The organism is Rhizobium sp. AG207R, from assembly GCF_027109195.1.
Taxonomy (GTDB): Bacteria; Pseudomonadota; Alphaproteobacteria; order Rhizobiales; family Rhizobiaceae; genus Rhizobium; species Rhizobium dioscoreae.
Window position 1 is genome coordinate 45484 of sequence record NZ_JAEPVT010000007.1, and the last position, 25337, is coordinate 70820.

Consider the following 25337-nt stretch of genomic DNA (forward strand, 5'->3'; position numbering starts at 1 on the left):
CCTGAGCGAGTGAGCGTCGCCCTTTGTCCTCTGGGTTTTCCCCGGAGCCTTTGGAATTTGAAAGGGAATTGACATGACCACGCAACGTATTCGCGATTTCCTCGCTGCCCGACGTCCGGACGGTCCTTGCCTGGTGGTCGATCTCGATGTCGTCCGCGACAATTTTCACGCCTTCCGTCATGCCATGCCGGACAGCGCCATCTATTATGCCGTCAAGGCCAATCCGGCTCCGGAAGTGCTGCGCCTGCTCGCAAGCCTCGGCTCCAACTTCGATTGCGCGTCCGTCGCCGAAATCGAAATGGCGCTCGATGCCGGCGCGACCGCTCAGCGTATCTCCTACGGCAACACCATCAAGAAGGAGCGCGATATCGCCCGTGCGCATGCACTCGGTATCAACCTCTTCGCCGTCGACAGCCATGAGGAAGTCGAGAAGATCTCGCGTGCCGCACCCGGCGCCCGCGTGTTCTGCCGTGTCCTGACGGATGGCGAAGGCGCGGAATGGCCGCTGTCGCGCAAGTTCGGCTGCGTCCCGCAGATGGCCGTCGACGTTCTCGTCTATGCTCATCAGCTCGGTCTGGAATCCTATGGCGTGTCTTTCCACGTCGGCTCGCAGATGACCAAGGTCGATGCCTGGGACGATGCTCTTGCCGATGCCAAGCGGGTTTTCGTTTCGCTCGCCAAGCAGGGCATCCACCTGCAGATGGTCAACATGGGTGGCGGGTTCCCGACCAAGTATCTGCGCGACGTTCCCTCGGCCGAAGCCTATGGCAAGGCGATCTTTGCGTCTCTGCGCGCCCATTTCGGCAACCAGATCCCGCACACGATCATCGAGCCGGGCCGCGGCATGGTTGGCAATGCCGGCGTGATCAAGGCTGAAGTCGTCCTGATTTCCAAGAAGTCGGACAATGACGCCGCTCGCTGGGTCTTCCTCGATATCGGCAAATTCGGCGGTCTCGCCGAAACCATGGACGAGGCGATCCGCTATCCGATCCGCACGACGCGCGACGGCGACGAGATGGAACCCTGCGTCATTGCCGGCCCGACCTGCGATTCGGCCGACGTGCTCTATGAGAAGAACCTCTATCCGCTGCCGGTGTCGCTCACCATCGGCGACGAGGTTCTGATCGAAGGCACCGGCGCCTATACCACGACCTACTCGGCTGTGGCGTTCAATGGCTTCGACCCGCTGAAGGCCTACATTATCTAAGGTCCGGCAGGGATCTGAAGTTCGACAAAGCCGCCCCCGTAACCATCCGGGGCGGCACCCTCACAATAGTTCGTCACCACCGCTGATAACGGTATTGGGCACGGGAGGCCGAGATGGCCGCTGTTCTTGATTCTGTCCGCGCATTCTTTGCGCCGTCCACATTCACTCTCGACCTGGAAAACGCAGGCGATGTCGTTGCGCGCGAAAACCTACTGGATCGCGCCATGGGTCCCGACCGCCGCAAGAAGTCGTCGGAAAAGCTGCGCCAGGGCCGCGTGCCGGCTGAAGGTCTGGCAATCGTCGCGCGCGATCGCGCCGGCCATGTCATCGGCACGGTTCGCCTCTGGAACGTCGAAGCCGGCGTCGATCGGGAGACGCGCCCGGTCGAGGCGCTGCTGCTCGGCCCGCTGGCGATCGATCCCGCCTATGAAGGTAAGGGCATCGGCTCGGCGCTGATGCGCGCCGCCATCCTGGAAGCCAAGAAGCGCGGCCATGGCGCGATCCTGCTCGTCGGCGATGCGCCTTACTACGAGCGTTTCGGCTTCTTTGCCGCAAAGACGCGCCATCTCGTCATGCCGGGGCCGTTCCAGCGCGAGCGCTTCCTGGCCCTCGAGCTCAAGGAAGGGTGGCTCGACAGCGCCGCCGGCATGATCGTCGCCAGCGGCCGCAAACTGGCCCAGCCGCCGATAGCAAAGGCTGCATAAAGGACTCGAACAGTCTCGACGTATTATAAGGCCTCCGCCGCCCGGTCGGAGGCCTTATTATTTCGCAGCCTTCACGCTGTCCTTTGTCGGGTCATAGCCATCCGTCAGCGTTTTCAGGAAGGCGACGACATCGGCTATCTCGGCGTCGTTGAGGGCTGGGGCATCGCCGGGCTTGCGGTTCATCGGGGCGTCGATGACATCGATATTCGCCCGATACTGCGCTGGCAAATCATCATATTTCAGCACCTTGCCGCTCGCATCCTTCGGATAGATCTCATCCGGGTTGGTATCGCGCTTGACATAGAAACGGGTCACATCCTCAAGGCTCCGATAGACGCCATTGTGGAAGAAGGCATGGCGGGCCGCGACATTGCGCAGCGTCGGCGTCTTGAACAGCCCGCAATTCTGCGGCTGGGCGGAATAGGTGTCGTTGCGCAGCGGGCCGCAAATGCCGGTGTCGTAGTAATGCGCATCGGCATTGGCCGGAATTGCCGGATTGCGCGGTGCGGCGAGTGCCTCGAACTCGAAATCGGTAAAGTTGGGCATCTGCCCGTCGCCGGTCATCTTATCGAGATGGCAGGAGGCGCAATTGCCCTTGTTCGCATCGTCGAAGAGCTTCAGACCCCGCGCTTCTGCATCCGTCAGCACTGCCTTGCCGCGCAGATAGTAGTCGTACTTGCTGGTATAGGGATGGAAGGAGCTGTCCTCGATCTGATAGCGGGCGAGCGCGAAGCCGATCTCGGAGATCGTCATGTCCTGATCGCTGAGGATATTGTCGCCGAAGAGCGCCGAAATCTCCTTGCCGTAACTCTCTTTCAGCTTGGCATAGACGGTGGCCGCATCGGCATTCGCCATCTCGAAGGGTGAGATCATTGGCTGCAGGGCCTGTTCCTCCAGCGAATCGACACGCCCATCCCAGAACATGCCGCCCTGCGGCACGAGGTTTGCTGCGGCTGCCGCATCGGCCTTGACGACGGCCTGGGCGGTCATCGGGCCGGCGACGGCGGCCGGAGCATTGGCCAGAGCCACGCCCGACGCTTCGGTCATCGGCGATGCTTCCGCCGCTTCGTCGGCAGCGCTCTCTTCTCCGATCGAGAAGGATGGCGTCGACATTTTGTAGGCGAGGCTCGGCACTGCGCGGATACCCGGCTGATCGAGATGCGGGCCACCGAGCTGGACGGCACGGTCGTTGGCCGGCGCGTAGTGGTTGGCCGGATCGTGACAGGTCGCGCAGGACATCTGGCCGCCGCCCGAGAGTGACGGATCGAAGAACAGCTTCTTGCCGAGTTGCGCCACCGCGCTCAGCGGCGCCTGGTCATCATAGCCATCGGTTGCCGAAGCACTGGCGGCCGGTTCGTTTGCCATGCCTGCAGCCGCACCCGCAAGCGACAGGCCCGCGAGTGCGATGAGCGGCAGGAGACGGCGGTAGGTCAGGGGCATTTCCGTCTCCCTTCTGGATTTACGATGCCTGGTTGCCGGTCTTTGGATCGAGGATCAGCTTCGGCGCGTCACCTTTGGACCAGTCGAACATGGTGTTCAGCGAGCCCGAGAGCACATCGAAGGAGCCGCCGCCGAGGCGGGCGCCGCCCATCCAGTTATCTTCGATGAAGCGCATGACGGAGGTCTGGTCCGTCAGCGTGTGATCGACGAAGTTGACCTTGGCATAAGGCGAGATGACGAGCAGCGGCTGGCGCGTGCCGTAGCCGCACCGTCCCTGCGCCGGCTGGCCGTTGACGCCGGGCAGGGCAGTGCCGGTGGAACAGCCGTCGCCGCTCAGAACGTCATAGCCTTTGACGGGGATTTTCGACGGATTGACGACCGCATGGGCATGATCATACCAGCCGTCGGAATCGTCGTAGAGGATAATGATGGCGGTGTCCTTCCAGTCCGGCGAATTCTGCACGGTGTTGACCACCTGTGTGACGAATTCCTGCTCGTCGAGCGGATCGGAATAGCCGGCGTGGCCATCTTGATAGGCCGGTGCCTTCAGGAAGCTGACGGCGGGCATATTGCCGTTCTTCAGGGCCGCGTAGAAATCCGTCATGTCGTACTGGTGATTTGCCGCATCGGTCGTGCCGATCGTTGCCACCGAAGACGGACGCGCATGTGTCGGGTTGGCCGTTGAGGCGTAATACTGGAACGGCTGGTGATGCGGAATATAATCGGTGTAATTGACCTTGGCGATGGCCGATGTAGTCGCGCGCTTGCAGCCGGTCGTGCCGTCCGGGTTGGTCTGCGAGAGGTCGAAGCCGCCCTCGAAGAAGCCCCAGGTGATCTTGTGCTCGTTCAACATGTCGCCGATGTTCTTGCCGTACATCAGCGCCGTCTGGCCGACCGAACAGACGTCGCCCGTCGGATCGAAATCGCTGATCGCGGTCCAGCCGCCATTGCCGTCGGGCACGATGCGGCCCTTGGAATAGGTGCCGTCGCTTTCCAGCGTATAGCCGGGCGGCAGGATGGCGCCATTGGTCTGGCCGGAGATCAGGTTCAGCGCGCCGGGGGTCGAAGGGCCGAAATTGGTGGAGAAGGAATTGTCGTTCAGCGCATAGTGCTGGGCATAATTCCAAAGGGCCGTGACGGTGTTACCGTCGTAATAGCCCATGACCTGACCCTTGGTGCCGAAGGCGCCGGCAGCACCCTTGGTGCCCTTGCCGGTATTGGCGGGGAAGAGGTCCATGGCGAAGTTGTTGTAGGCGGCCTGTTCGGCGGTATAGCCATGGTTCTGCGACTGGGTTGCGGCCTGCGTGCGGTCGAGCCGGAAGGGGGCTGCCGCATCGGCGCCGTTTGCCGTGTTGGTTTTGTTCGGATTGTTGTCCAGAAGACCGGCATTGGCGAGCGTATTGATATCGGTCGGCGTGTTGTCGGCGGCCTTGAATGCCGGTTCGCCATCGACGTTCGCTGCCTTGGGGTAGGTCGCGAAATAATGGTCGAAGGAGACATTTTCCTGGAAGATAACGACAAGATGCTTGATGGGGGTCGCGGTATTCGGTGCCGGCGCCATATCGGCGGCACCGGCGGCGGAACAGAGCAAAACAAGGGTAAGCGCGCTGCCGGCTTTAAGGGCGGCGCGACGTGAAAAACTGGTCATCGTCATATCCTCTTCGAGTGGGGGCATTGCTCCGGCGCATTTGCGCCACGCCGGGCATAGAGAACCCTTTCGAGCTATCAATGGAGCATGACAGTTCCATGAAGGGTAAGGGGAGCGTTTCCGGTGCTACCTTATGTCACGGACTGGTGGCGGGGCGCTTCCTCACCCGCCCTCGTGCTTCGAGACGGCCCTTCGGGCCTCCTCAGCATGAGGGCTGATCTGCGTGCCTCGTCACGGAACTTGCTCCACCTCATGGTGAGGTGCAGCGGCGTTAAGCGCAGCGAAAACGACGATGCCTCGAACCACGAGGTGGCCACAGTCCCAGGCGAAATCAGATATTCTGATCCATCGTCTCGGCCGGGATCTCGTCGGCGCGATGGATGCGCACGACCGCGGCGGGTACGCCTGCGACCGTGCAATGCGGCGGTACGGTTTTGACCACGACGCTGCCAGCGGCAACCTTGCTGAAGGCGCCCACCTCGATATTGCCGAGGATCTTGGCGCCGGCGCCGATCATCACGCCGTGGTGGATCTTCGGGTGACGGTCGCCGCTTTCCTTGCCGGTGCCGCCGAGCGTGACGTTCTGCAGGATGGAAACCTCATCCTCGACCACGGCAGTCTCGCCGATGACGATGCCGGAGCCATGATCGAGCATGATCGAGGTGCCGATCTTCGCTGCCGGATGGATATCCGGTCCGAAGACGAGCGAGACGAGATTGGAAAGCCAACTCGCAATTTCCTTGCGGCCTTCCGTCCAGAGCGCATGAGCGATGCGGTGCGTCTGCAGGGCATGAAAGCCCTTCAGGTTCAGCAGTGCGTGCAGGTAGGTCGTGCAGGCAGGGTCGCGGGTTCGCACCGCGACAAGATCCGCTTCCGTTGCCTGCAGGATGACGGGATATCGCTTGAGTACATCGGACAGCAGCGAAAGCATGTCACCATGCTCGATCCTGACGACGCAGAGCCGGGCGGCGAGAATGTTGGCAAGGCTTTCGGCATTGGAGTTTCCGTCAAGCAACTGCGCTCGCAGCAGCGACGCAAGAGTCGGCTCGCGCGCCGCCAGTTCCGCGGCTTCGCAACGGATCACGTCCCACACGTTTTCTGCTGGGATGGGCGCATTTCCGGCGATCGCCGTTCCTGGCTGAGGCATGATCCTGTCTTTCTACTTAACCGGATATATCGACAACGCCGCAGTCGCCGGCTTCGGAGGCGAAGGCGAGCAGCTTGCCGGACTTGCTCCAGCTCATCGATGTGATTGCCCCCTTGCCGGGCCGGCGCAAGAGCGCTTCCTTGGCGTCGCCGATGCGGACCGCGAGGATCATGCCGTCGATGAAGCCGATGGCGAGAATATCCTCGGCGGGATGAAATTTCACGGAAGTCGCCATGATGTTCGCGCGCGTGCCGAGCTCGAGCGGCGCCTTGCCCATCGGGCCGTCCTTGCCCTGGAAGGGCCAGATGATCGCCGCGGGCGCGCCCGAAGAGGCCAGCCACTTGCCCTTGTTGGACCAGGAGAGCGACTTCACCTTGGCGGGATAGCCCGTCATGCGCATATGACGGGCCTCGGCGCCGGGCTTCGTGTCCATCTTCCAGCCGTGCAGGGCGTTTTCCTGCATTGTGGTGACGATGAACTGGCCATCCGGCGAGAAGGTGACGCTTGTATGGGCGCCCTTCCATTCCAGATTGATCGGCTGCGCGCTCATGCCGACCCAGTGCAGGGATACGCCATTATAGCGGGCAACCGCGATGCGCAGGCCCTTGGGTGCAAAGGCTATGCCTTCGACGGTGCGTTCTTCCGGAAACTCTTTCGTCGTCCCATCGGAGAGCCGTACGAAAGTGCTCTTGCCATAGGAATAGGCGACGGAGCCCTGCGGGCCGGCTGCAAGCTGGCTGATCCATTTGCGCGGCGCTTCTGCGAGCACCGTCGTGCTGCCGTCGGCTGCGATCCTCTGAACCTTGCCGTCCTCGCCGCCGGAAATCAGGCTTTCGCTATAGGGATCGCGGATGCAGGTCAGCATCCCCTGATGGGCTTCGGTAACCTTCTCGCCACCTTCGAGGCGGTGGATCGCGCCGGCGGCGCTGGCGAAGAAGGGGGTGTCACCTAAAAATTCGACGGCCAGAACGTGGCCGTCGATATCAAGCGGAGCAACAGTCGGCATCAGGCAGACGCCTCACACGCCTTGAAGCTGGCTTCCAGCTTTTCGCGGTCGAGCTCGCGGCCGATGAAGACGAGGCGGCTTTCATGCTTCTCGCCGTCCTTCCAGGGGCGCTGATGATCGCCTTCGATGATCATGTGCACGCCCTGAACGACGTAGCGCTCCGGATCGTCCTTGAAAGCGATGATCCCCTTGAGGCGCAGGATATTCGGGCCTTGCGTCTGCGTGACCTTCTGGATCCAGGGGAAGAAGCGCTCCGGGTTCATCTCGCCGCCACGCAGCGAAACCGACTGCACGGTGACGTCGTGGATCGGCGACAGGCCGTGGTGATGATGGTCGTGATCGTGGTGGTGATGATCATGATCGTGGTCATGATCATGATGATGGTGGTGATCGTGATCATGGTCGTGATGGTGATGATCGCAATCCGGACCGCAGACGTGATCCTCGTGGCCATGCTCGAGGAAGTGCGGGTCGTTTTCCAGCGCGCGCTCCAGATTAAAGGCACCCTGGTTCAGCACGCGGGCGAGCTCGACCCCAGAACGGGTCGTCTTGTAAACGCGGGCAGCCGGGTTGATGGCGCGGACGATGTCCTCGATCTGAGCAAGCTCTTCCGGAGAGACGAGGTCGGACTTGTTGATGACGACGACGTCGGCAAAGGCGATCTGATCTTCCGCTTCGCGGCTGTCCTTCAGGCGCAGCGGCAGATGCTTGGCATCGACGAGTGCGACGACCGCGTCGAGTTCGGTCTTGGCGCGGACATCGTCATCCATGAAGAAGGTCTGAGCGACCGGAACCGGATCGGCAAGGCCTGTCGTTTCGACGATGATGCCGTCAAAGCGGCCGGGGCGGCGCATCAGGCCTTCGACGACGCGGATGAGGTCGCCGCGCACGGTGCAGCAGACGCAGCCATTGTTCATTTCGTAGATTTCTTCGTCCGACTCGACGATGAGATCATTGTCGATGCCGATCTCGCCGAATTCGTTGACGATGACGGCGTATTTCTTGCCGTGGTTTTCCGAAAGGATGCGGTTGAGCAGCGTCGTCTTGCCGGCGCCGAGATAGCCGGTGAGAACGGTGACGGGAACGGGCTTTTGCGTGGCTGTTTCGGTCATGGGAGCCTCGAAATATGAAAGGTTGCCCCGGGGAGCAGACATTGGTCGGGTTCCATATAAGGAGTTGGCGACGCCAGTTCAAAGGCTTTTATATGTTATAAGATCACATTGGGTTGCGGGCAGGCGGATCGACCATGCGCTTAAGTCAGGGTCGTCGCATCGAATTTATTGATATCCTCAAGCAGTTCGACGAGACCTTTGACGGCATGCGCAATCAATCGCTCCCCTTTTTCCGCCGTGGCCACGGCCGCGTTGCCGACCACACCCTGGCTGCTCAGATCGGCCATTTTCCAGCCGAAGGCGTGAGGTCCATAGGCGCGCAGATGCTTGAAGCCCTTGATGAACTCTGATTGCCGTGACGGGAAGTTTGCCGCCTTCGACATGTCAACCTTTTCCGGATGGAGGGCAAGCATGACCGATGTCTCGATATCGCCGCCGTGAATGTCGATGGCTTTGTCATCCGGCGCAATCAGCCCATCCGGCATGCCGAAACGCGTCCAGCTGGTGGCGACCGCCAGCATGTCGAAGCGCACGCGCGCTTCCGTTGCGACGATGGTCATCAGCGGCGAGTTGCCGCCATGAGCATTCAGCATGACGAATTTGCGGATGCCGAGATTGTTCATCTGCTCAGCAATGCCGAGCCAGCGCCGAACAGCTTCGTCGAAGGTCAATGTCTTTGTGCCGGCGACATCCATATGTTCGATGGAATAGCCAACCGGCTCGACGGGCAGGAAGGTGACGGGCAGATTTGCCGGCAAGGCAACCTTGAGGCGTGAGACGATTCCGTCGGCGATGAGTGCGTCGGTTTCGAATGGCAAATGCGGGCCGTGTTGCTCATAGGCGCCAAGTGGCAGCACCGCGATCCATTTTGTTCGCTCTTCGGGTGTCAATGTTTCATCATTGTCATCGAAACATGGCAAAGGATGCACCATCTGAGGGTGTGCCTCTTGTTTATGTCAGTAACCTGCGCAATGTCATAGCGTGATGACTTCGCGGCGAAAAGGTCAACGGAATCACGATGGGCAAAAAGAACAAGGTCGGGAAGAAAAGTAAGTCAGGTAAGAAGAAGGATCACCGGGACTACACGCTTGCCGATCTGTCGCCGGCATTGACGCAGGCGGCTCGGTCCATGCGCACGGTGATGACGCGCAGCCTGACGGCGAGCGGCCTCTACGCCGGGCAGGACGGTGTCATTCTTGCTCTGGCGGCAAGCGATGGTCTTCCGGCCGGTACCTTGGCGCAGAAGCTCGGGGTCAAGGCGCCGACGATGACGCGCACGATCGGCCGCATGGAGGCGCAAGGCTTCGTCGAACGGCGGCCAGATGCGGACGATGCCCGTCTGACCAAGGTCTATCTGACCGAAGCAGGGCGAAACAGCGTCAGCGAAATCGAAAGTTCGGCTGCCAGCTGCGATGAGCTTGCTACCCGTGGCTTCTCGGAAAAAGATATTCGTTCACTCGTGCGCCTGCTCAAAACGATCGAGCATAATCTCCAGGCGGCCGATGGCGACGAGGATGATGACGAATTCTGAGAATCCTCAAGAATTCGTGTTGCGCGGCGTGATTAAAGCTTTTAATTAAAGATTTTAAATTCCGGAATCGTAAAACGAACGGGATATGTTACGGCTGCGTTTCACGGGGAGGGCGCGCGTGGCGCAAAAGATAAAGCTTTCTACGATTGCGGAAACGCTGGGCATTTCAACGGCAACGGTATCTCTGGCCTTACGCGATAGCCCATTGGTTGCGGTCAACACGCGCGAGAAGATCAAGGATCAGGCCCGCGCGTTGGGCTACATCTACAATCGCCGCGCGGCGAGCCTCAGGACATCGCGATCTGGCATCATCGGTGTCGTTGTTCATGACATCATGAACCCTTTCTATGGAGAAATCCTGAAGGCAATCGAAAGCGAGCTCGACCGCAGCCGTCACACCTTCATCCTTTCCAATCACTATGATTCGGTCGAAAAGCAGCGGACCTTCATCGAGACGCTGCTGCAGCTCGGTGGTGACGGTGTCATCATGTCGCCGGCGATTGGGACGCCGCCGGAGGATTTCGAGCTGGCGGAAGAAAACGGCATGCCGGCCATCCTCGTCGCGCGCCAGATCGAAGCGCTGGATCTGCCGACCTTTCGTGGCGACGACAGTTACGGCATCTCGCTTGCAACCAACCATCTGATCAGCCTTGGCCACCGCTCCATTGCCATGATCGGGGGCACCGATCAGACCTCGACGGGGCGCGACCGTTACCAGGGCTATGTGAATGCGCTGCGCAAGGCGGGCATCGAGGTTGATCCCAATCTGCGCATTCCCGGCGCACGCTCCAAACAGGGCGGCTTTGAGGCGGCGGTGCACTTCCTGTCGTTGCCGCAGAAGCCGACAGCCGCCGTCTGCTGGAACGATCTGGTCGCCATCGGTCTCATGAACGGCATTTCGCGCGCCGGCCTCGTCCCGGGGCGGGACATTTCCGTCACCGGCTATGACGATCTGGAGGAGGCGGCGATCGCGACGCCGGCGCTGACCACCGTCTGGAACGGTCAGGCCGAGGTCGGAAGGCTTGCAGCGCGCGCGCTTTTGGATAGGCTGGCGGGAAGCCATGAACCGGACGGTATCCATCTTATCAAGCCGGAAATGCGCATCCGCCAATCGACGGCGCCTTATAAAGCTCGCTAGCAGCGGTTCGGCGCCGAACTGTCTCTCAAGAGGAAAGATCCATGTCCGATAATCGCATCGCCGTCCTCGTTCCGGGGAAGATACACCCGCGTGTCCTTGAAAGACTCGGGAAGCAGTTCGATATCGTTTCCGTCGAACGCGATGGCGGTCCGAAGGTCGATGCGGAAACCGCAGCCCGCATCCGCGGCGTTGCCGTTGCAGGCAGCTTCAATGCGCGCTGGATCAATGCCTTTCCGAATGTCGAAATCATTGCCAATTTCGGCGTCGGCTATGATGGCGTCGACGTCAAGCACGCAGCCTCCAAGGGCATCGTCGTCACCAACACGCCTGATGTCCTGAATGATGAGGTCGCCGATACCGCGATCGCCCTGCTGTTGAACACGCTGCGGCAATTTCCGAAGGCGGAGACTTGGCTGCGCGAGGGGCGCTGGGTCAAGGAAGGGGCTTTTCCGCTCTCGCCCTTTTCGATGAAGGGACGCCGCATCGGCATCAACGGTCTCGGTCGCATCGGCCTGGAAATCGCAAGAAGGCTGGAGCCGTTCAAGGTGAAGATCGGCTATCACACCCGCACGCCGCGTGATTCGCTGCCCTATGACTACTATCCGACACTGAAGGAGATGGCGCAGTCGGTGGATACGCTGATTTCCATCGTGCCGAAGACGCCTGAGACGCACAAGGTCATCAATGCCGAGATCCTGTCGGCGCTCGGGCCGCAGGGCGTGTTCATCAATGTCGGCCGCGGCTGGTCCGTCGATGATGATGCGCTGATAACAGCCCTCGGCAACGGTACGCTGGGCGCTGCCGGCCTGGATGTCTTCTACGACGAACCGAATGTCCCGGCCGGATATCTCTCGCTGCCGAATGTTTCCCTGCTACCGCATGTGGCCTCGGCCTCGGCGCCGACGCGCGATGCCATGGCCGATCTCGTCGTCGACAATATCATCGAATGGTTCGCCAAGGGTGAGCCTATGACGCCGGTGCCGGAAACGCCGGTCAAGCCGCGCGGCTGATCATATGGCTTTTTGCGGATACGGAGCGACCGCTGGCCGCTCCTTGCCAGCCGCATAATCGCGCACGGCATCGCCGAAGGCGGTGAAGAGCTTCAGCGACGGCGAATCTGTTTCGGCCCAATATTCCGGATGCCATTGTACGCCGACGGCAAAGGCCTTGGCGCCGATGACGGAAACGGCCTCGATCGTACCATCCTCGGCCAGCGCTTCCACCTGCAGTCTCGGCGCGGTATCGGCGATCGCCTGGCGATGCAGCGAATTGACACGCACTTCACCCGGCCCGACGACGCGGGCGATGCAGGAGCCTTCCTTGACGAAGACGCTCTGGCGGATGGAATACATCGTATCGCGATCGACATTCGGCGGCTTGCGATGGTCCCAGATGCCCGGCTGGTCCTGGATTTCGCTGGCCAGCGTGCCGCCAAGCGCGACGTTCAGTTCCTGAATGCCGCGGCAGATGGCGAGCATCGGAATGGCGCGATCGATGGCGCGGCGGATGAGCGGCAGCGAAGTCGCGTCGCGCGCCGGATCGAAAGGACCGTCGCTTTCAAGCGCTTCCTTTCCATAGAGCGATGGATGCACATTGGTTGCGGAGCCGGAAACGAGCAGCCCGTCCACCCGGTCGAGAATGGCGTCCGCATCGTTGCCATCCTCAAGCGCGGGAACGATCAGCGCCATCAACCCAGCCGCTTTGACCGCTGCGCGGACATATTGCAGCTGCACCGCATGCCAGCTGGTGCCGTCGAACTCGCGGATATCGGCGGGAATGGCAATGATCGGTCTGGGCATGCAAGGCTCCGAAGGCTGCAGACATTTTTTCATTGGACCTCTGGACGATCATGATGTCGATCCGAGGGCGGATTTACGCCTTACGAACTTACGCGAATACGGCCCGGCCGGCAACGCGCAGAGGTTTTCGCAAGGCTTTGTTCAGGCTCGTTACGCCGATGTACAGGAATCGCCATAATGCGGTGCAAGAGCAAACTTGAAAGACCGGGTGCGGCATGGTTAGTTCCATCGCTTGCGCCGTGACGGGGGACACGCCGTTCCCCAGCAATGCCGTCCGTATGGGAGAATTCGATGGATCGCCGTTCCTTCATCAGGCGGGCAGGAGCTGTTGGCGCAGGTGCTGCCGCTTCCGCGCTTGCGAGCCCGGCTCTTGCGCAGGAATATCCGAAGATCACCTGGAGGATGACCTCCTCCTTCCCCAGGAGCCTGGACACGATTTATGGCGGCGCGGAGGATATTGCCGCGCATGTCTCCGACGCGACCAACGGCAATTTCGTCATCCAGACCTATGAGGCCGGTGAGATCGTTTCTGGTGCGCAGGCGGCCGATGCGGTCAGCGCCGGCGCCGTCGATGCCGCGCACACCTGCTCCTATTATTTCTGGCAAAAGGATCCGACCTATGCCATCGGCACGGCGCTGCCGTTCGGCCTCAACGCCCGGCTGACCAATGCCTGGTTCTACCAGGGCGACGGCAACAAGCTGATGAACGAGTTCTACGCGACGCAGGGTATCTTGGGGCTTCCCGCAGGCAATACCGGCGCGCAGATGGGCGGCTGGTTTCGCAAGGAAATCAATACGCTCGACGATCTCAAGGGGCTGAAGATGCGCATCGCCGGCCTGGCCGGCAAGGTGATCGAGAAGATCGGTGTCGTCCCGCAACAGGATATTGCGGTCAACGGTGTCTATGATGCGCTGAGCAAGGGTACGGTCGATGCGGCCGAATGGGTCGGCCCCTATGACGACCTGAAACTCGGGCTGCAGAAGATCGCGAAATATTATTATTATCCGGGCTGGTGGGAAGGTGGCGCCGTGGTGCATGCCTTCTTCAACCTGGAAAAATGGAATGCCTTGCCGAAGAACTATCAGGCAATCCTTGGCGACGCCTGCGCCTTCGCCAACACCAACATGCTGGCGAAATACGACGTCAAAAATCCCCAGGCGCTGAAGGATATCGTGCAGCAGGGGGTGACGCTCAGACCTTTCAGCCAGGAGATCATGGAGGCCTGCTTCCAGGCAGCCGGCGCGCTTTATGCCGATCTTTCCAAATCAAATGATTATTTCAAGCGCATCTATGAGGATCAAGTCGCCTACAAGAAGGATGCCTATCTTTGGATGCAGCTTTCCGAGTATACTTTTGATACCTTCATGATGATCCAGCAGCGGGCGGGCAAGCTGTAATCGTATTTCATAAGTCTTTTGAGATATATTGTTTTCTTTATTAGTGATTTAAATATTATATCCGCCCTGGGAGGAGCCGGGAATCATTGTGCCAGTGCAGTGCTGATCATGATCCAGCTTCGACTTAAGCTGCCGCTTTGACTGGAAAATCTGTCCGAATGGGCTCTGTTCGGGCAAGTAAATTTTAAAGGGTTTCCACTAGGGTGTCCGCCGCATCAGGGGAAGTCTGAATGAAGCCTCCAAGCCCGGACACCGTGCCGACGGATGTTTATCTGTCGTTCGTCAGTTCGCTTTTCGGAAATCGCAAAACGCTCTTTACGGGCGTGTTCGTTCATATCCTGACATATGTCCTCGTTTTCCTGAGCACGCATGCCGGCATCTATCTGGCCTTTTGCGTGGCGATTGCGGTTGTCTTTGGCTTACGCATCCATTTGTTCCGGCTGTTCGACGCCGCGGATAAGAATGATCTTACGCGCGTCGATATTGCCGGCTGGGAAACGCGCTATGTGATCGGCGCGGCGGCGACGGCGGCCATCCTCGGCATCGGCAGCGGCTATGCCATCCTCATCCTGCAGAATCCGCTGGCGGAATTCATCTGCGTCGCCGTCACGATGGCGTCGATGGTGTCGATCGTCGGCCGCAACTATGGTTCGCCTCGCGCGGTCGATCTTCAGATTCTGTGCTGCTGCGTGCCGATCATCGTTGCCTGCCTGCTGCTGCAGCAGCCTTACAAGGCAATCGCCTCCCTCATGCTCATTCCGTTTGGGCTGACGACACGCGCAATGGCGAATGGCATGCGCGAATTTCTCTACCGGAACATCATCGCTTCGCGCGAGATATCGCTGATGGCCGACAGGTTCGACACCGCGCTGAACAGCATGACGCACGGGCTGTTCATGCTTGATGCCCAGAACCGCATTCTGGTCGTCAATCGCAAGGCATGCGAGCTCCTTAATTTTGCCGATCCGCAGCGGCTCAAGGACTGCGAATTCGATGTCGTTCTGCGCTACGGCGCGCGCCATGCCTTCATCGACGGATCGCTGCCCGGACTTATCCAGCGGCAGCTGGCACAGCTCGTCAGCGGCACGCTGTCGCGAACGCTCATTCAATTCAACGAGGATCAGTTCCTGGAATTTTCGGCCAGCCGTCGCGCCGACGGAATCGTGATCCTGATTTTCGAAGATGTGACGGTGCGCGTTCGGGCAGAGCGCAAGATCCTGCATATGGTGCGCTACGACCCTTTGACGGGGCTGCCGAATCGCGAATATTTCATGGATCTGGTCAAGGAGAGGCTGGCTGCGCGCAAGCGGGAAAGCCGCATCGGCATTCTGGTTCTCGATATCGATGACTTCAAGCACGTCAACGATACCAAGGGGCACGTTGCCGGGGACCGCCTACTGGTCGCCATAGCCGAGCGCCTGAAGCAGCTTGTCGGCGCCGCAGCGATTGCCGCTCGTCTTGTCGGCGATCAATTCGTGCTGTTCTTTCCGAATGAAGACGATGCTCCTGATATCGATGCCCGCATCCGCACCCTGCATGCGGCAATGGCCGGCACCTACAGCGTGGCAGACAGCAGTTTCCGGATTTCCGTCAGCGGCGGATACATGACCGTGTCCAGCCGGGAGTTTCGCCCGGAGGAGTGGCAGATCAAGGTCGATCTCGCGCTTTTCGATGCCAAATCGCGGCTGAAGGGCGGCTGCAGCGCCTTCGAGGAGGAGATGGACACACGCTATGTCGAGCGGCAGAAGCTGAAGGATGATTTGCGCGAGGCGGTGGAAACCGGCAGGCTTCAGGCCGTCTATCAGCCGATGTTCACGCCCGATGGCTCCCGCATCGAATGCTGCGAGGCGCTTGCACGCTGGATTCATCCGGAAAAGGGCTCAGTCCCGCCCGATCTTTTCGTACAGGTTGCCGAGGAAATGGGCATCGTCGCCGGCATCACTCGCTTCATGGTCAACCAAGCCTGCAACGATTGTGCTTCATGGCCTGCGCCGCTCGCGGTTTCCGTCAATCTCTCGGCGCAGGATCTGCGCAATGGCGAGATTGTCAAAATCGTCATGGCGGCGCTTGATGCGTCAGGATTGGAGCCATCCCGCCTGCATCTCGAGATTACTGAAAGCTGCCTGATGGATGAGGTGGCGACCGTTCGCTCCATCCTCGCCGATCTGCGCGCCAAAGGCATCACGATTGCGATCGACGATTTCGGAACGGGATTTTCGAGCCTCAGCTATCTCGATACCCTGCCTGTGGATGTCGTGAAGATCGACAGGTCTTTCGTTCGTGACATCACGACGGATAGCCGCCGTTTCAAGCTGCTATGCGGTATCGTCGATCTTTCCCGCGCGCTCAGCCTTCATATCGTGATCGAAGGCGTCGAGACGCTGGAGCAGCTGGCATTGGTGGTCGAGCGGAACCTGGCGGATATCATCCAAGGCTATGTATTTTCGCCGCCGGTGCCGCAGGAGCAGGTCATCGAGAGAGTGGCCAGTCTCAACCGGCGGCAGCCGGGCGCCGGCAGAATCCTGCCGTCCGATGTCACGACCTAGCCGGCGTCATCGTTTCGATGCGGGCGTCTTCGAAATCCCTGGCGATTCCGTCAGCCAACGCCCGCCTGCGACCTTCTCGTGCATTGCATTTTTCCTCGCTTTGTGTAACCCCTCGGTGGAGGAAATTGGTTGCGGCATCCCGTTGCGGGGTGTTTCAACTTTTGAGGACGAGCTCCAGCTGGCAGTTATATCGTCTGTCGGCGGAGAGGATTGAGGGGAGAATTCTGAATGGCCGAACATCATACTGGACCCGCCGAAGTGGGCGCTCCCATGGACTACAAGGAGCATGAGAAGACCTACAATCTTTTCATCTCGGGCGCCAAGGTCGGATCTGCGATCGTCGCCGCATTGTTGATTGCCATGGCGGCCGGTTTCTTTGGCCATGCCGGTTTCCTCGGCGGCGTCCTGATATTCATTGTTCTGACCATCGCCAGCGTCGTCCTGTTGCGCTGATATTGCAGCGCTGACCGATGCCGGGCCAATCGCCCGCGCTTTCCCATGATTCTGCAGACTACAGCGCCGCCGCATTCGGGAGCGGCGCCGTCTGATGCGAGGTGTCGTCGTTGAGCAATCTGGTTTTCGTGGCCAAGGAAAGCGTGGCGGAGGAGACGCGTGTTGCGGCTTCCGTCGAGACGGTGAAGAAGATGAAGAACCTGGGTTTCGACGTGGTGATCGAAGCCGGTGCGGGGGCTTTATCGCGCATTCCGGATACCGAATATGAAGCCGTCGGCGCCCGGATCGGCTCCATCAAGGATGCGAAGGCGGCGGATGTCATCCTCAAGGTGAGACGCCCGACGAGCAAAGAGATCTCCGGCTACAAGAGCGGCGCGATCGTCATCGCCATCATGGACCCTTATGGCAACGAGGCCGCTCTTGCGGAGATGGCGCGCGCAGGGCTGACAAGCTTCGCCATGGAGCTGATGCCGCGCATCACCCGCGCGCAGTCGATGGACGTCTTGTCGTCGCAGGCCAATCTCGCAGGGTATCAGGCCGTGATCGAGGCTGCTGCCGTCTATGACCGGGCGCTGCCGATGATGATGACGGCAGCGGGCACGGTGCCGGCGGCAAAGGTCTTCGTCATGGGCGCCGGCGTTGCCGGGTTGCAGGCGATTGCCACCGCACGGCGTTTGGGCGCGCTCGTTTCGGCGACGGACGTACGGCCGGCGGCAAAGGAGCAGGTCGCTTCGCTCGGCGCGAAATTCGTCGCCGTTGAGGACGAAGAGTTCAAAGCGGCAGAGACTGCCGGCGGCTATGCCAAGGAAATGTCGAAGGAGTATCAGGCGAAGCAGGCCGCGCTCGTCGCCGATCACATCGCCAAGCAGGATATCGTCATCACCACGGCGCTCATTCCGGGCCGGCCGGCGCCGCGCCTTGTCGGGCGCGACATGCTGAAGGCGATGCGTCCCGGCGCCGTGGCCGTCGATCTCGCGGTCGAACGCGGCGGCAATATCGAGGGGGCCGAATACGGCAAGATCGCCGATGTCGAGGGCGTCAAGGTGGTCGGATATCCCAATATGGCCGGCCGGATCGCGGCCAGCGCCTCGGCCCTCTACGCCAAGAACCTCGTTACCTTCCTGGAGACGATGGTCGACAAGGATACCAAGAGCCTTGCCCTCAACCGCACCGATGAGCTGATCAAGGCGACGATGCTGACCGACGGCGGCGAGGTCGTGAACCCGAATTTCGTCGATCCCGACCAGCCGACGATCAAGAAGGGAGATCTCTGAGATGGCCAGCCAAGCAATGGACCAGGCACTCCAGCAACTGAATGATGCCGTTGCCGCCGTTACGGCCGCCGCAGCACAGGCGCCCGAGGTTGCCAGTGCCGCAGCCGGTGGAGCGATCGATCCTTTCGTCTTTCAACTGGCCATCTTCGTGCTGGCGATCTTCGTCGGCTATTATGTCGTATGGTCGGTGACGCCGGCCCTGCATACGCCGCTGATGGCGGTCACGAACGCCATTTCCTCGGTCATCGTCGTCGGCGCACTGCTGGCCGTGGGCATTTCGGCGAGCGGCCTTGCCACGGGCTTCGGCTTCGTGGCGCTGGTTCTCGTCTCGGTCAATATCGTCGGCGGCTTCCTTGTCACCCAGCGCATGCTGGCGATGTACAAGAAGAAGGACAAGTGAGGGCGGCATGCTGAGCAATATCGCAGCTTTCCTCTATCTCGTCTCCGGCGTTCTGTTCATCCTGGCGCTGCGCGGCCTGTCGCATCCGGCCACCAGCCGGCGCGGCAATCTCTACGGCATGGTCGGCATGGGCATTGCCATTGCCACGACGCTGGTGCTGGCGACGCCGTCTTTCGGCGGCTTCGTGCTCATCATCCTCGGTCTTGCCATCGGCGGCGGGGCAGGTGCTTACATTGCGCGCGTCATTCCGATGACCTCGATGCCTCAGCTCGTGGCAGGTTTCCACTCGCTAGTCGGTCTTGCGGCCGTCCTCGTCGCCGCTTCTGCGCTCTATACGCCGTCGTCCTTTGGCATCGGTGAAATCGGCCACATCCACACCGAAGCCCGCATCGAGATGGCGATCGGCGCCGCGATCGGCGCGCTGACCTTCACCGGTTCGATTATCGCCTTCCTGAAGCTCGACGGACGCATGTCCGGCAAGCCGATCCTGCTGCCGAACCGCCATATCATCAATGCCGCTTTGCTCGTGCTGATCGCGGTCTCCATCATCAGCCTGGCGGCGAACGAGAGTCATCTCGCCTTCTGGGCCATCGTCGCGCTGTCGTTGCTTCTCGGCGTGCTGCTGATCGTGCCGATCGGCGGTGCCGACATGCCGGTCGTCGTGTCGATGCTGAATTCCTATTCCGGCTGGGCCGCCGCCGGCATCGGCTTCACGCTCGGCAATCTCGCGCTCATCATTACCGGCGCGCTCGTCGGGTCCTCGGGTGCGATCCTGTCCTACATCATGTGCAAGGGCATGAACCGCTCCTTCATTTCGGTCATTCTCGGCGGTTTCGGCGGCGAGACGGCCTCGGGCGGGACCGGCAATTCCGACAAGACGGTGAAGCTCGGTTCGGCCGAGGATGCCGCCTATCTGATGGCGAACGCCTCCAAGGTCATCATCGTGCCCGGCTATGGCATGGCGGTGGCACAGGCCCAGCATGCGCTACGCGAAATGGCCGACAGGCTGAAGGCGCATGGTGTCGAGGTGAAATATGCCATTCATCCCGTCGCCGGCCGCATGCCCGGCCATATGAACGTGCTGCTCGCCGAGGCCAATGTGCCCTATGACGAGGTGTTCGAACTCGAGGACATCAATTCGGAATTCGCCCAGGCCGATGTCGCCTATGTCATCGGCGCCAACGACGTCACCAATCCAGCGGCGCGCGATGACAAGACATCGCCGATCTACGGCATGCCGATCCTCGACGTCGACAAGGCGAAAACCTGCCTCTTCGTCAAGCGCTCGCTCGGCTCCGGCTATGCCGGCATCGACAACACGCTGTTCTACAAGGATGGCACGATGATGCTGCTTGGCGATGCGAAGAAAGTAACCGAGGAAATCGTCAAGGCGATGAACGAGTAGGCTGCTGCTGCGCCCGCAAGAGCGGTGTTTCCGCTCTCAGTTCCTTTGACGTTCCATCATGCTGCGCGGTGCGGTCAGTATCCAGACGAGGCCAGCCGGGCGGAAATCGACCTCGACATGGCCGCTGAAGGATGCCGCGGCATGGGTTTTCGTGACGGTGGTGCCGAAGCCGGTGTCGCTCGGCGGCTTGACCGGCGGACCGCCGCTTTCGGTCCAGACGAAGCGAATCTTGGTGCCGGTTTCAGCGGCTTCGTTCGTCCATTCGATGGTGATCTTGCCTTCCGGCGCGGAAAGCGCGCCATATTTGACCGAATTGGTGGCAAGCTCGTGCAGGACTAGGCCGAGATTCTGCACCGCTTCCGGCTTCAGCAGGAAGTCATTGCCGAGAACGTCGAGTTGCTGAGGTCCCTGCAGGAAAGTCGCGAGGTGGATGTCGATCACGCGGCGAAGCGACACGCCGGACCATTGTTCGCTGGTCAGCACCTCGATCGAGCGCGCCAAGCCTTCGAGCCGGTCGGCAACAGCTCGCTGGAAAGTATCGACGCTATCAGTCTGCCGCGCGAGCTGACGCGTCATTGCCTGCGCGAGCGCCAGCAGATTCTTGGTGCGATGGACGAGCTCGTGCATGACGAAATGCAGCCGGTCCTCGGTGACGCTGCGGTCGAAGGAGGCGTTGGAAAGCGCGACAGCCACCTGGTTTGCCTCAATGACGCTCGTGTCGATCGGTGCCACGATCTCGCCGCGGCCCATGCGGTCCGCCATGTCGGCAATATCCTGTATGGTGGTGCGCACCTGACGTGCCAGGGCATAGACGGCAATCAGCGCAACCAGTAGCAGCGTCACACCGCCATAGATCAGAAAGCGCCAGGTGCTCATCAGCGAAGCCTGCGCGGAAGCGATCGGACCCCAGACGACGGCCTTCCAGGACCAGCCTGAGATTTGCGCATAACCGAGCACCGCGTTCGGCAGGACCTTGTCATCCTGATAGACGCCGCTGGATGCGATCAGTTTCGGCAGGATGTTCTTATTGAATGAGTCGCCCGGGGCGAGGGTCGTCGGGCCACCGGCGGCAACGACATGTCCGGATTTGTCCAGAACGGCGGCAGACCAGCCGGGTGGCAAGGCTTCCGTCGTCACGAGCTTGGCGAGCTCGTCGGCATCCTGTGTTACCGCCAAAGCGGCGCCGGCCGGCGAATGTTCGAGGGGCAGGGTGACGTTATAGACCCAGCGGCGGGCGGTTGAGCCTATGAAGACATCGGATGCCTCGATGCGGCCGGAGTTCAGTGCCGATTGAAGCGCGGCGATGTTGCCGGTCTTGCCGAGTGGCTTGCCGAGCGGCCAGCGGGTATTCAGTCGGAGCTGGCCGTCCTTTTCCATAAGCAGCACGAAAAGCGAGTCCGTGCGCAATACCGTTTCCGTGCGGGCGAAGAAAGTGGCGATGTCGTTGCGCTCAAGTTCCGGCGAGGAAGACAGAAGGCGCAGCGTCGTTGCCATGTCCTGCAATTGGCGATCGATGACGCGCGAAAGCGCCTGAGCATCCTGAACCGTGTCGCCCTTCAAAGCATCGCGTTCATTATCCTCGAGTTGGACCAGAAGCAGCGCGACGAAGGCGAGAATAGGCAAGGCGATCGCCAGGGCTATGGCGATCAGATAGGCACCAATCGACGCTTTCGGAAAATGCGGCTTCCTCATGGAGCGATCAACCGATCGTGCCTCCATGAGGGTCCGACGCGCTGGCAAACGCGAAGAGAATGATATTGGTCATCATGCCAAGCGCCCCCGTGCCCAGATCATCGAGCTACATGCTCCTGAAGCGCCATGTTAGGGCTCGGTAATTTTCCTTGCAACATCTGAAAAGTCATTATTGCGAAATCGTAAGCGATCTCGGGTATTTACGACTGTGGCAATGCATCCCTGAAGTTGCGCTGACAGGTCTTGTGTCCGAGCTAGGTAAAGCGTGAGAGGCGGAAGGATGCAAGCTCGGGAGCTTCGCCACCATCGACGATTTCCTGCGCGGCGAGCAGGCCGACGAGCGGCGCAAGCGTGACGCCGGAGTGGAGAACTGCGAGGTAGAGGCCAGGTGCCGCGCCGACACCACCCAGAACCGGAAGGCCGTCTTTCGGTGTCGGGCGATAGCCGATGGTGTAGAAATCAAGCTCCAGCGCCTCGCCGCCTTTCAATGTCGTTTTGACCTTGGCGAAAAGATCGTCGGCTGCCGCTTGTGGATCGCTACCGGGATCGGTGCCGCCGAAGTCGCCGCCGGCGATGATTCGCCCCTCTGCCGTCTGGCGCAAATGCAGTTCCGGCGCCATCACCAGACCATTCAGCATTTTCTGCACGGGGCGGGAATGGACGATAAGCCCTGGAGGCGTTTCCAGCGGCACGAGAACATCCGCCGAGGCCGCAAGTGCTGGCGTGCCCGCACCGGCGGCCAGAACGACATGATCGGCCTGCATCGGCCCTTCACTCGTTTCGATGCCGACAACCTGCTCTCGCTCTCTGAGCAGGCCCGCGACCTCGACGCCGGATAATAGGCTCGCGCCCTGACGGCGAGCGTCCTCCAGCAGCAGCTTGGCGGCGGCAACAGGTTCGACGGCGCCTTCCTCGGCAACATGCAGGGCATAGTCTGGCGGATTGGCGAGGTTCGGTTCGATCATTGCGCTCGTCGCTCGGTTGACCGGCTGTATGCCATAACCCCAGTCATGATGTTGTGCCGCATAGGCATCGAGCTCTGCTTCCGGCAGATCCCAGGAGAGGCCGCCGCACCAGGACAAGGGAAGATCCGGCAGGTTGTCTTGTAGCCGCGACCATTCGGCCATCGATCGGCGACGGACCTGGAAATAGAATTCCGGATTGCCCCAGCTCGCATTGATCCAGGCAAAGGAGTTCGGAGTTGCGACGCCGCCGGTCTTCTGAGCGACCACCGTCACGGATGCGCCCTTGCGACTCAGATGCCAGGCGATGGAGGCACCGATGATTCCGGCGCCGACGACGATGACTTTTTGTGGGGAGGGCATGTCTTTGTCTCGCTTGAACGGGTGAGCCGAGACTAAGCGTTCGACAAGGCAAAGAAAAGCCGCCGAGCGGATGGTCGCTGGCGGCTGAATGTCTTTACTGCAATATGCTCCGTATCAGGAGCCGGCGCCGACGCGAGCCAGGCCATCTCTAGCAGGCTGGTAGTTCGGATCGAGATTGACCGCGTGCTGATAGGAGCGGCGGGCTTTCGCCTTGTCGCCCTTGCGCTCATAGACGAAGGCCTGGTTTGCCCAGGATTCGGCAAGCTTGTTGTTCAGCTCGATCGCATGGTTGAAATCGGCAAAAGCGTTGTCGTCGTCGTTCTGTGCGAGATAGGAGATGCCGCGGCTGTTGTAAGGCTCTGGCGAGTTCGGCGACAGCGAGATCGCCTTGGAGAAATCGTCGATCGCCTTATCCTGCTGATTGCGCTTCTGGTAGATCACGCCGCGGCCATTATAGGCGCGGCCGTCCGTGGTGCCGAGGCTGATGGCCTTCGAATAGTCATTGAAGGCATCGTTGTCGCGGCCGGCCTGGCGGTAGAGATTGCCGCGGCCGATATAGGCGACATCGTAATTGCCGTTGATCTGCAGCGCCGCGTTATAGTCCGCAACTGCTTCCGGCAGCTTGCCCATGTTGCGATAGATGAGCGCGCGGTTGGCATAGGCCTGATAGAACTTCGGATTGAGCTGGATCGCCTGATTGAAGTCGGCAAGGGCGCGGCTGAAATCACCGCCGCGGCCATAGGCCGTGCCACGCACATTGTAGCCTTCCGGATCCTGCGGATTGGCATTGATGACCGACGTCAGTGAGGCGATATTTTCGGACGAACCTTGCGCCTTGTCGATCTGGATCACGTTATCTGTGGTGGCAGTCTGGCAGCCGGAAAGGCTGATTGCGGCAAGTATCGCCAAGGCAGGCAGAGCCGCGGCGCGCTTCGAAACAAATAAGGAGAGGTTCGAAGTGCGGAACTTTACGGAAGTCGTCATTGCCATTATCGGGTTCGCTTTCCCCATGCGTCATATCAGGCTGTTCTGATTTAATCCGATTTGCGTAGAGAATAAATCAAAAAGGCGGCGGCGAACGACTCGCCCCCGCCACACATGCATCTGAAAACGTCGAAAAAACGGCGATTACTTGGCAACAAGGCCTTCGCGCTGAGCGCGCTTGCGAGCAAGCTTGCGAACGCGACGAACAGCTTCAGCCTTCTCGCGAGCACGCTTCTGCGACGGCTTTTCATAGTAGTCGCGCATCTTCATTTCGCGGAAAATACCTTCGCGCTGCATCTTCTTCTTGAGAGCGCGGAGAGCCTGGTCGACATTGTTATCGCGGACAAGTACCTGCACGAGAATCACGTTCCTTTGGTTTGGTTGATGCCAGCGGCGACGGCAGCGCCAGGAGGCAAAAATATAACGTTCGCGCAGCCGCAGCCTTGCGATTGGTTAGGCGAGATAGCAGATCGGTTTGTCAAAGTCTAGCCAGATCGTGAGTTTGCAGAGGAAAAAGCTAGTTGTCGAGTACCGAATTCAGCCGGCCGCGTTTGTGACGCTTCATCGAAGCTGTTGATTAAGCCATCGGCCGACCCCGATCTTTGCGACATTGACATGCTTATGTGAGTATGTCGGATCACAGTCATTCGTGTGCTGCGGCGATTGCATCATCGGAAGCAACCGTTCGGAGCAAGGGGGAATCACCTTATGAAATCGCTCGGCTTTGCTGTCGTCGGAAGGCTGTTTGTGCCAACCATACTGGCGCTCATTGTTCTTGCTGGGGCGCTCGCGCCTGTCGCTGCCGGCGAAGTCCGCTTTGGCAAGAATGTGCGGGTCGGCGGCCACGACTTTTCCAATCAAACCTTTGACAACAAGCACCGGGCGAGAATTTACCTTTACAAGGGAAAGCCGCGGAATGAGGGATGTATCTGGCGCAAGGATAGCCACGGCGCGCGGGTGAAGATCTGCCATCTGCAGCGCAAATAGATCTGCCAAGCAGTCATGGGCAGGCCACTCGGCTGATTGGCAATTTTAACCGTGTCGAAAGACGGTCCTGAATGCGTCGCAAAAGAGCCGTTGTGTCGGTTTTCGATTTGCGATTTGTATGACCCACAAAAAGGGCGTCTT

General features: G+C 60.3%; 23 protein-coding genes. 12 read left to right on the forward strand and 11 right to left on the reverse strand.

What is annotated here, in order from left to right:
- Positions 1–73: 73 nt before the first annotated feature.
- Together odc2 and JJQ51_RS17605 are read left to right on the forward strand one after the other, a co-directional pair.
- Positions 74–1207, forward strand: a complete 1134-nt coding sequence (gene odc2, locus JJQ51_RS17600; RefSeq protein ID WP_112421581.1) for an ornithine/lysine decarboxylase — start codon at positions 74–76, stop codon at positions 1205–1207.
- 113 nt (positions 1208–1320) lie between these two features.
- Positions 1321–1911: a GNAT family N-acetyltransferase gene (locus tag JJQ51_RS17605; protein ID WP_113354932.1), complete on the forward strand. Its 591-nt coding sequence runs from the start codon at positions 1321–1323 to the stop codon at positions 1909–1911.
- 57 nt (positions 1912–1968) lie between these two features.
- Here the strand turns inward: JJQ51_RS17605 and JJQ51_RS17610 are convergent, their stop codons facing one another.
- The 6 genes from JJQ51_RS17610 to JJQ51_RS17635 form a co-directional block, all read right to left on the reverse strand.
- On the reverse strand, positions 1969–3351 hold the full coding sequence (locus tag JJQ51_RS17610) for a cytochrome-c peroxidase (RefSeq protein ID WP_113354934.1): 1383 nt from the start codon (positions 3349–3351) through the stop codon (positions 1969–1971).
- A gap of 19 nt (positions 3352–3370) precedes the next feature.
- Positions 3371–4999, reverse strand: coding sequence for a phospholipase C (locus JJQ51_RS17615; RefSeq protein WP_269245007.1), 1629 nt, complete (start codon positions 4997–4999; stop codon positions 3371–3373).
- Between the two features lie 331 nt (positions 5000–5330).
- Positions 5331–6146 carry a serine O-acetyltransferase gene (cysE, locus tag JJQ51_RS17620; protein WP_269245008.1) on the reverse strand — a complete coding sequence of 272 codons (816 nt, stop codon included), beginning with the start codon at positions 6144–6146 and terminating at the stop codon, positions 5331–5333.
- A gap of 16 nt (positions 6147–6162) precedes the next feature.
- The gene (locus JJQ51_RS17625) at positions 6163–7152 is read right to left on the reverse strand and encodes a WD40 repeat domain-containing protein (RefSeq protein WP_269245009.1); all 990 of its coding nucleotides are present in this window, start codon (positions 7150–7152) and stop codon (positions 6163–6165) included.
- A complete protein-coding gene (locus JJQ51_RS17630; RefSeq protein WP_269245010.1) occupies positions 7152–8264 on the reverse strand; it encodes a CobW family GTP-binding protein in 1113 nt (370 codons plus the stop codon). The genes JJQ51_RS17625 and JJQ51_RS17630 overlap by 1 nt, the downstream gene beginning before the upstream one ends.
- Positions 8265–8404: 140 nt before the next feature.
- Positions 8405–9196: a creatininase family protein gene (locus JJQ51_RS17635; RefSeq protein ID WP_113389217.1), complete on the reverse strand. Its 792-nt coding sequence runs from the start codon at positions 9194–9196 to the stop codon at positions 8405–8407.
- A gap of 86 nt (positions 9197–9282) precedes the next feature.
- Between JJQ51_RS17635 and JJQ51_RS17640 the strand changes: the two genes are divergently transcribed.
- The 3 genes from JJQ51_RS17640 (at position 9283) to JJQ51_RS17650 (ending at position 11943) form a co-directional block, all read left to right on the forward strand.
- Complete coding sequence (locus JJQ51_RS17640; protein ID WP_113354942.1) at positions 9283–9795, forward strand: MarR family winged helix-turn-helix transcriptional regulator; 513 nt, start codon at positions 9283–9285, stop codon at positions 9793–9795.
- Between the two features lie 118 nt (positions 9796–9913).
- Complete coding sequence (locus JJQ51_RS17645) at positions 9914–10933, forward strand: LacI family DNA-binding transcriptional regulator (RefSeq protein WP_069613309.1); 1020 nt, start codon at positions 9914–9916, stop codon at positions 10931–10933.
- Positions 10934–10974: 41 nt separating this feature from the next.
- Entirely contained in the window at positions 10975–11943 is a 969-nt protein-coding gene (locus JJQ51_RS17650) for a 2-hydroxyacid dehydrogenase (RefSeq protein ID WP_269245011.1), read from the forward strand.
- Here the strand turns inward: JJQ51_RS17650 and JJQ51_RS17655 are convergent, their stop codons facing one another.
- A complete protein-coding gene (locus JJQ51_RS17655; RefSeq protein WP_113395297.1) occupies positions 11944–12732 on the reverse strand; it encodes a gamma-glutamyl-gamma-aminobutyrate hydrolase family protein in 789 nt (262 codons plus the stop codon).
- 291 nt (positions 12733–13023) lie between these two features.
- Between JJQ51_RS17655 and JJQ51_RS17660 the strand changes: the two genes are divergently transcribed.
- The 6 genes from JJQ51_RS17660 to JJQ51_RS17685 all read left to right on the forward strand — a co-directional run bounded on the left by JJQ51_RS17660 (position 13024) and on the right by JJQ51_RS17685 (position 20208).
- Positions 13024–14130: a TRAP transporter substrate-binding protein gene (locus JJQ51_RS17660; RefSeq protein ID WP_269245012.1), complete on the forward strand. Its 1107-nt coding sequence runs from the start codon at positions 13024–13026 to the stop codon at positions 14128–14130.
- Positions 14131–14360: 230 nt separating this feature from the next.
- On the forward strand, positions 14361–16676 hold the full coding sequence (locus JJQ51_RS17665; RefSeq protein ID WP_269245013.1) for a putative bifunctional diguanylate cyclase/phosphodiesterase: 2316 nt from the start codon (positions 14361–14363) through the stop codon (positions 16674–16676).
- 228 nt (positions 16677–16904) lie between these two features.
- A complete protein-coding gene (locus JJQ51_RS17670; RefSeq protein ID WP_041677669.1) occupies positions 16905–17129 on the forward strand; it encodes an aa3-type cytochrome c oxidase subunit IV in 225 nt (74 codons plus the stop codon).
- 110 nt (positions 17130–17239) lie between these two features.
- A complete protein-coding gene (locus JJQ51_RS17675; RefSeq protein ID WP_113354955.1) occupies positions 17240–18403 on the forward strand; it encodes a Re/Si-specific NAD(P)(+) transhydrogenase subunit alpha in 1164 nt (387 codons plus the stop codon).
- A gap of 1 nt (position 18404) precedes the next feature.
- The gene (locus JJQ51_RS17680; RefSeq protein WP_113330529.1) at positions 18405–18803 is read left to right on the forward strand and encodes an NAD(P) transhydrogenase subunit alpha; all 399 of its coding nucleotides are present in this window, start codon (positions 18405–18407) and stop codon (positions 18801–18803) included.
- A 10-nt stretch (positions 18804–18813) separates the two neighbouring features.
- Positions 18814–20208 carry an NAD(P)(+) transhydrogenase (Re/Si-specific) subunit beta gene (locus JJQ51_RS17685; RefSeq protein ID WP_269245131.1) on the forward strand — a complete coding sequence of 465 codons (1395 nt, stop codon included), beginning with the start codon at positions 18814–18816 and terminating at the stop codon, positions 20206–20208.
- Positions 20209–20244: 36 nt separating this feature from the next.
- Here the strand turns inward: JJQ51_RS17685 and JJQ51_RS17690 are convergent, their stop codons facing one another.
- The 4 genes from JJQ51_RS17690 to rpsU form a co-directional block, all read right to left on the reverse strand.
- Positions 20245–21900 (reverse strand): sensor histidine kinase, encoded by a 1656-nt coding sequence (locus JJQ51_RS17690; RefSeq protein ID WP_269245014.1) that lies wholly within the window; start codon positions 21898–21900, stop codon positions 20245–20247.
- 254 nt (positions 21901–22154) lie between these two features.
- Positions 22155–23225, reverse strand: a complete 1071-nt coding sequence (locus tag JJQ51_RS17695; protein WP_269245015.1) for an NAD(P)/FAD-dependent oxidoreductase — start codon at positions 23223–23225, stop codon at positions 22155–22157.
- Positions 23226–23339: 114 nt separating this feature from the next.
- Positions 23340–24215, reverse strand: coding sequence for a tetratricopeptide repeat protein (locus JJQ51_RS17700; RefSeq protein WP_113354963.1), 876 nt, complete (start codon positions 24213–24215; stop codon positions 23340–23342).
- A gap of 138 nt (positions 24216–24353) precedes the next feature.
- Entirely contained in the window at positions 24354–24566 is a 213-nt protein-coding gene (gene rpsU, locus JJQ51_RS17705) for a 30S ribosomal protein S21 (RefSeq protein WP_004117638.1), read from the reverse strand.
- A 351-nt stretch (positions 24567–24917) separates the two neighbouring features.
- Here rpsU and JJQ51_RS17710 point away from each other — a divergent pair, with 351 nt between their 5' ends.
- Positions 24918–25196: a hypothetical protein gene (locus JJQ51_RS17710; RefSeq protein ID WP_113330523.1), complete on the forward strand. Its 279-nt coding sequence runs from the start codon at positions 24918–24920 to the stop codon at positions 25194–25196.
- Positions 25197–25337 lie beyond the last annotated feature (141 nt).

Coding starts and splice junctions, on each gene's coding strand:
- cysE (WP_269245008.1), bottom strand. CDS start 6,146: ATGCCTCAGCCAGGAACGGCGATCGCCGGAAATGCGCCCATCCCAGCA.
- JJQ51_RS17615 (WP_269245007.1), bottom strand. CDS start 4,999: ATGACCAGTTTTTCACGTCGCGCCGCCCTTAAAGCCGGCAGCGCGCTT.
- JJQ51_RS17680 (WP_113330529.1), top strand. CDS start 18,405: ATGGCCAGCCAAGCAATGGACCAGGCACTCCAGCAACTGAATGATGCC.
- JJQ51_RS17610 (WP_113354934.1), bottom strand. CDS start 3,351: ATGCCCCTGACCTACCGCCGTCTCCTGCCGCTCATCGCACTCGCGGGC.
- JJQ51_RS17655 (WP_113395297.1), bottom strand. CDS start 12,732: ATGCCCAGACCGATCATTGCCATTCCCGCCGATATCCGCGAGTTCGAC.
- JJQ51_RS17670 (WP_041677669.1), top strand. CDS start 16,905: ATGGCCGAACATCATACTGGACCCGCCGAAGTGGGCGCTCCCATGGAC.
- JJQ51_RS17625 (WP_269245009.1), bottom strand. CDS start 7,152: ATGCCGACTGTTGCTCCGCTTGATATCGACGGCCACGTTCTGGCCGTC.
- JJQ51_RS17605 (WP_113354932.1), top strand. CDS start 1,321: ATGGCCGCTGTTCTTGATTCTGTCCGCGCATTCTTTGCGCCGTCCACA.
- JJQ51_RS17695 (WP_269245015.1), bottom strand. CDS start 23,225: ATGCCCTCCCCACAAAAAGTCATCGTCGTCGGCGCCGGAATCATCGGT.
- JJQ51_RS17710 (WP_113330523.1), top strand. CDS start 24,918: ATGAAATCGCTCGGCTTTGCTGTCGTCGGAAGGCTGTTTGTGCCAACC.
- JJQ51_RS17665 (WP_269245013.1), top strand. CDS start 14,361: ATGAAGCCTCCAAGCCCGGACACCGTGCCGACGGATGTTTATCTGTCG.
- JJQ51_RS17700 (WP_113354963.1), bottom strand. CDS start 24,215: ATGGCAATGACGACTTCCGTAAAGTTCCGCACTTCGAACCTCTCCTTA.
- JJQ51_RS17690 (WP_269245014.1), bottom strand. CDS start 21,900: ATGAGGAAGCCGCATTTTCCGAAAGCGTCGATTGGTGCCTATCTGATC.
- JJQ51_RS17630 (WP_269245010.1), bottom strand. CDS start 8,264: ATGACCGAAACAGCCACGCAAAAGCCCGTTCCCGTCACCGTTCTCACC.
- JJQ51_RS17640 (WP_113354942.1), top strand. CDS start 9,283: ATGGGCAAAAAGAACAAGGTCGGGAAGAAAAGTAAGTCAGGTAAGAAG.
- JJQ51_RS17650 (WP_269245011.1), top strand. CDS start 10,975: ATGTCCGATAATCGCATCGCCGTCCTCGTTCCGGGGAAGATACACCCG.
- JJQ51_RS17635 (WP_113389217.1), bottom strand. CDS start 9,196: ATGGTGCATCCTTTGCCATGTTTCGATGACAATGATGAAACATTGACA.
- odc2 (WP_112421581.1), top strand. CDS start 74: ATGACCACGCAACGTATTCGCGATTTCCTCGCTGCCCGACGTCCGGAC.
- JJQ51_RS17660 (WP_269245012.1), top strand. CDS start 13,024: ATGGATCGCCGTTCCTTCATCAGGCGGGCAGGAGCTGTTGGCGCAGGT.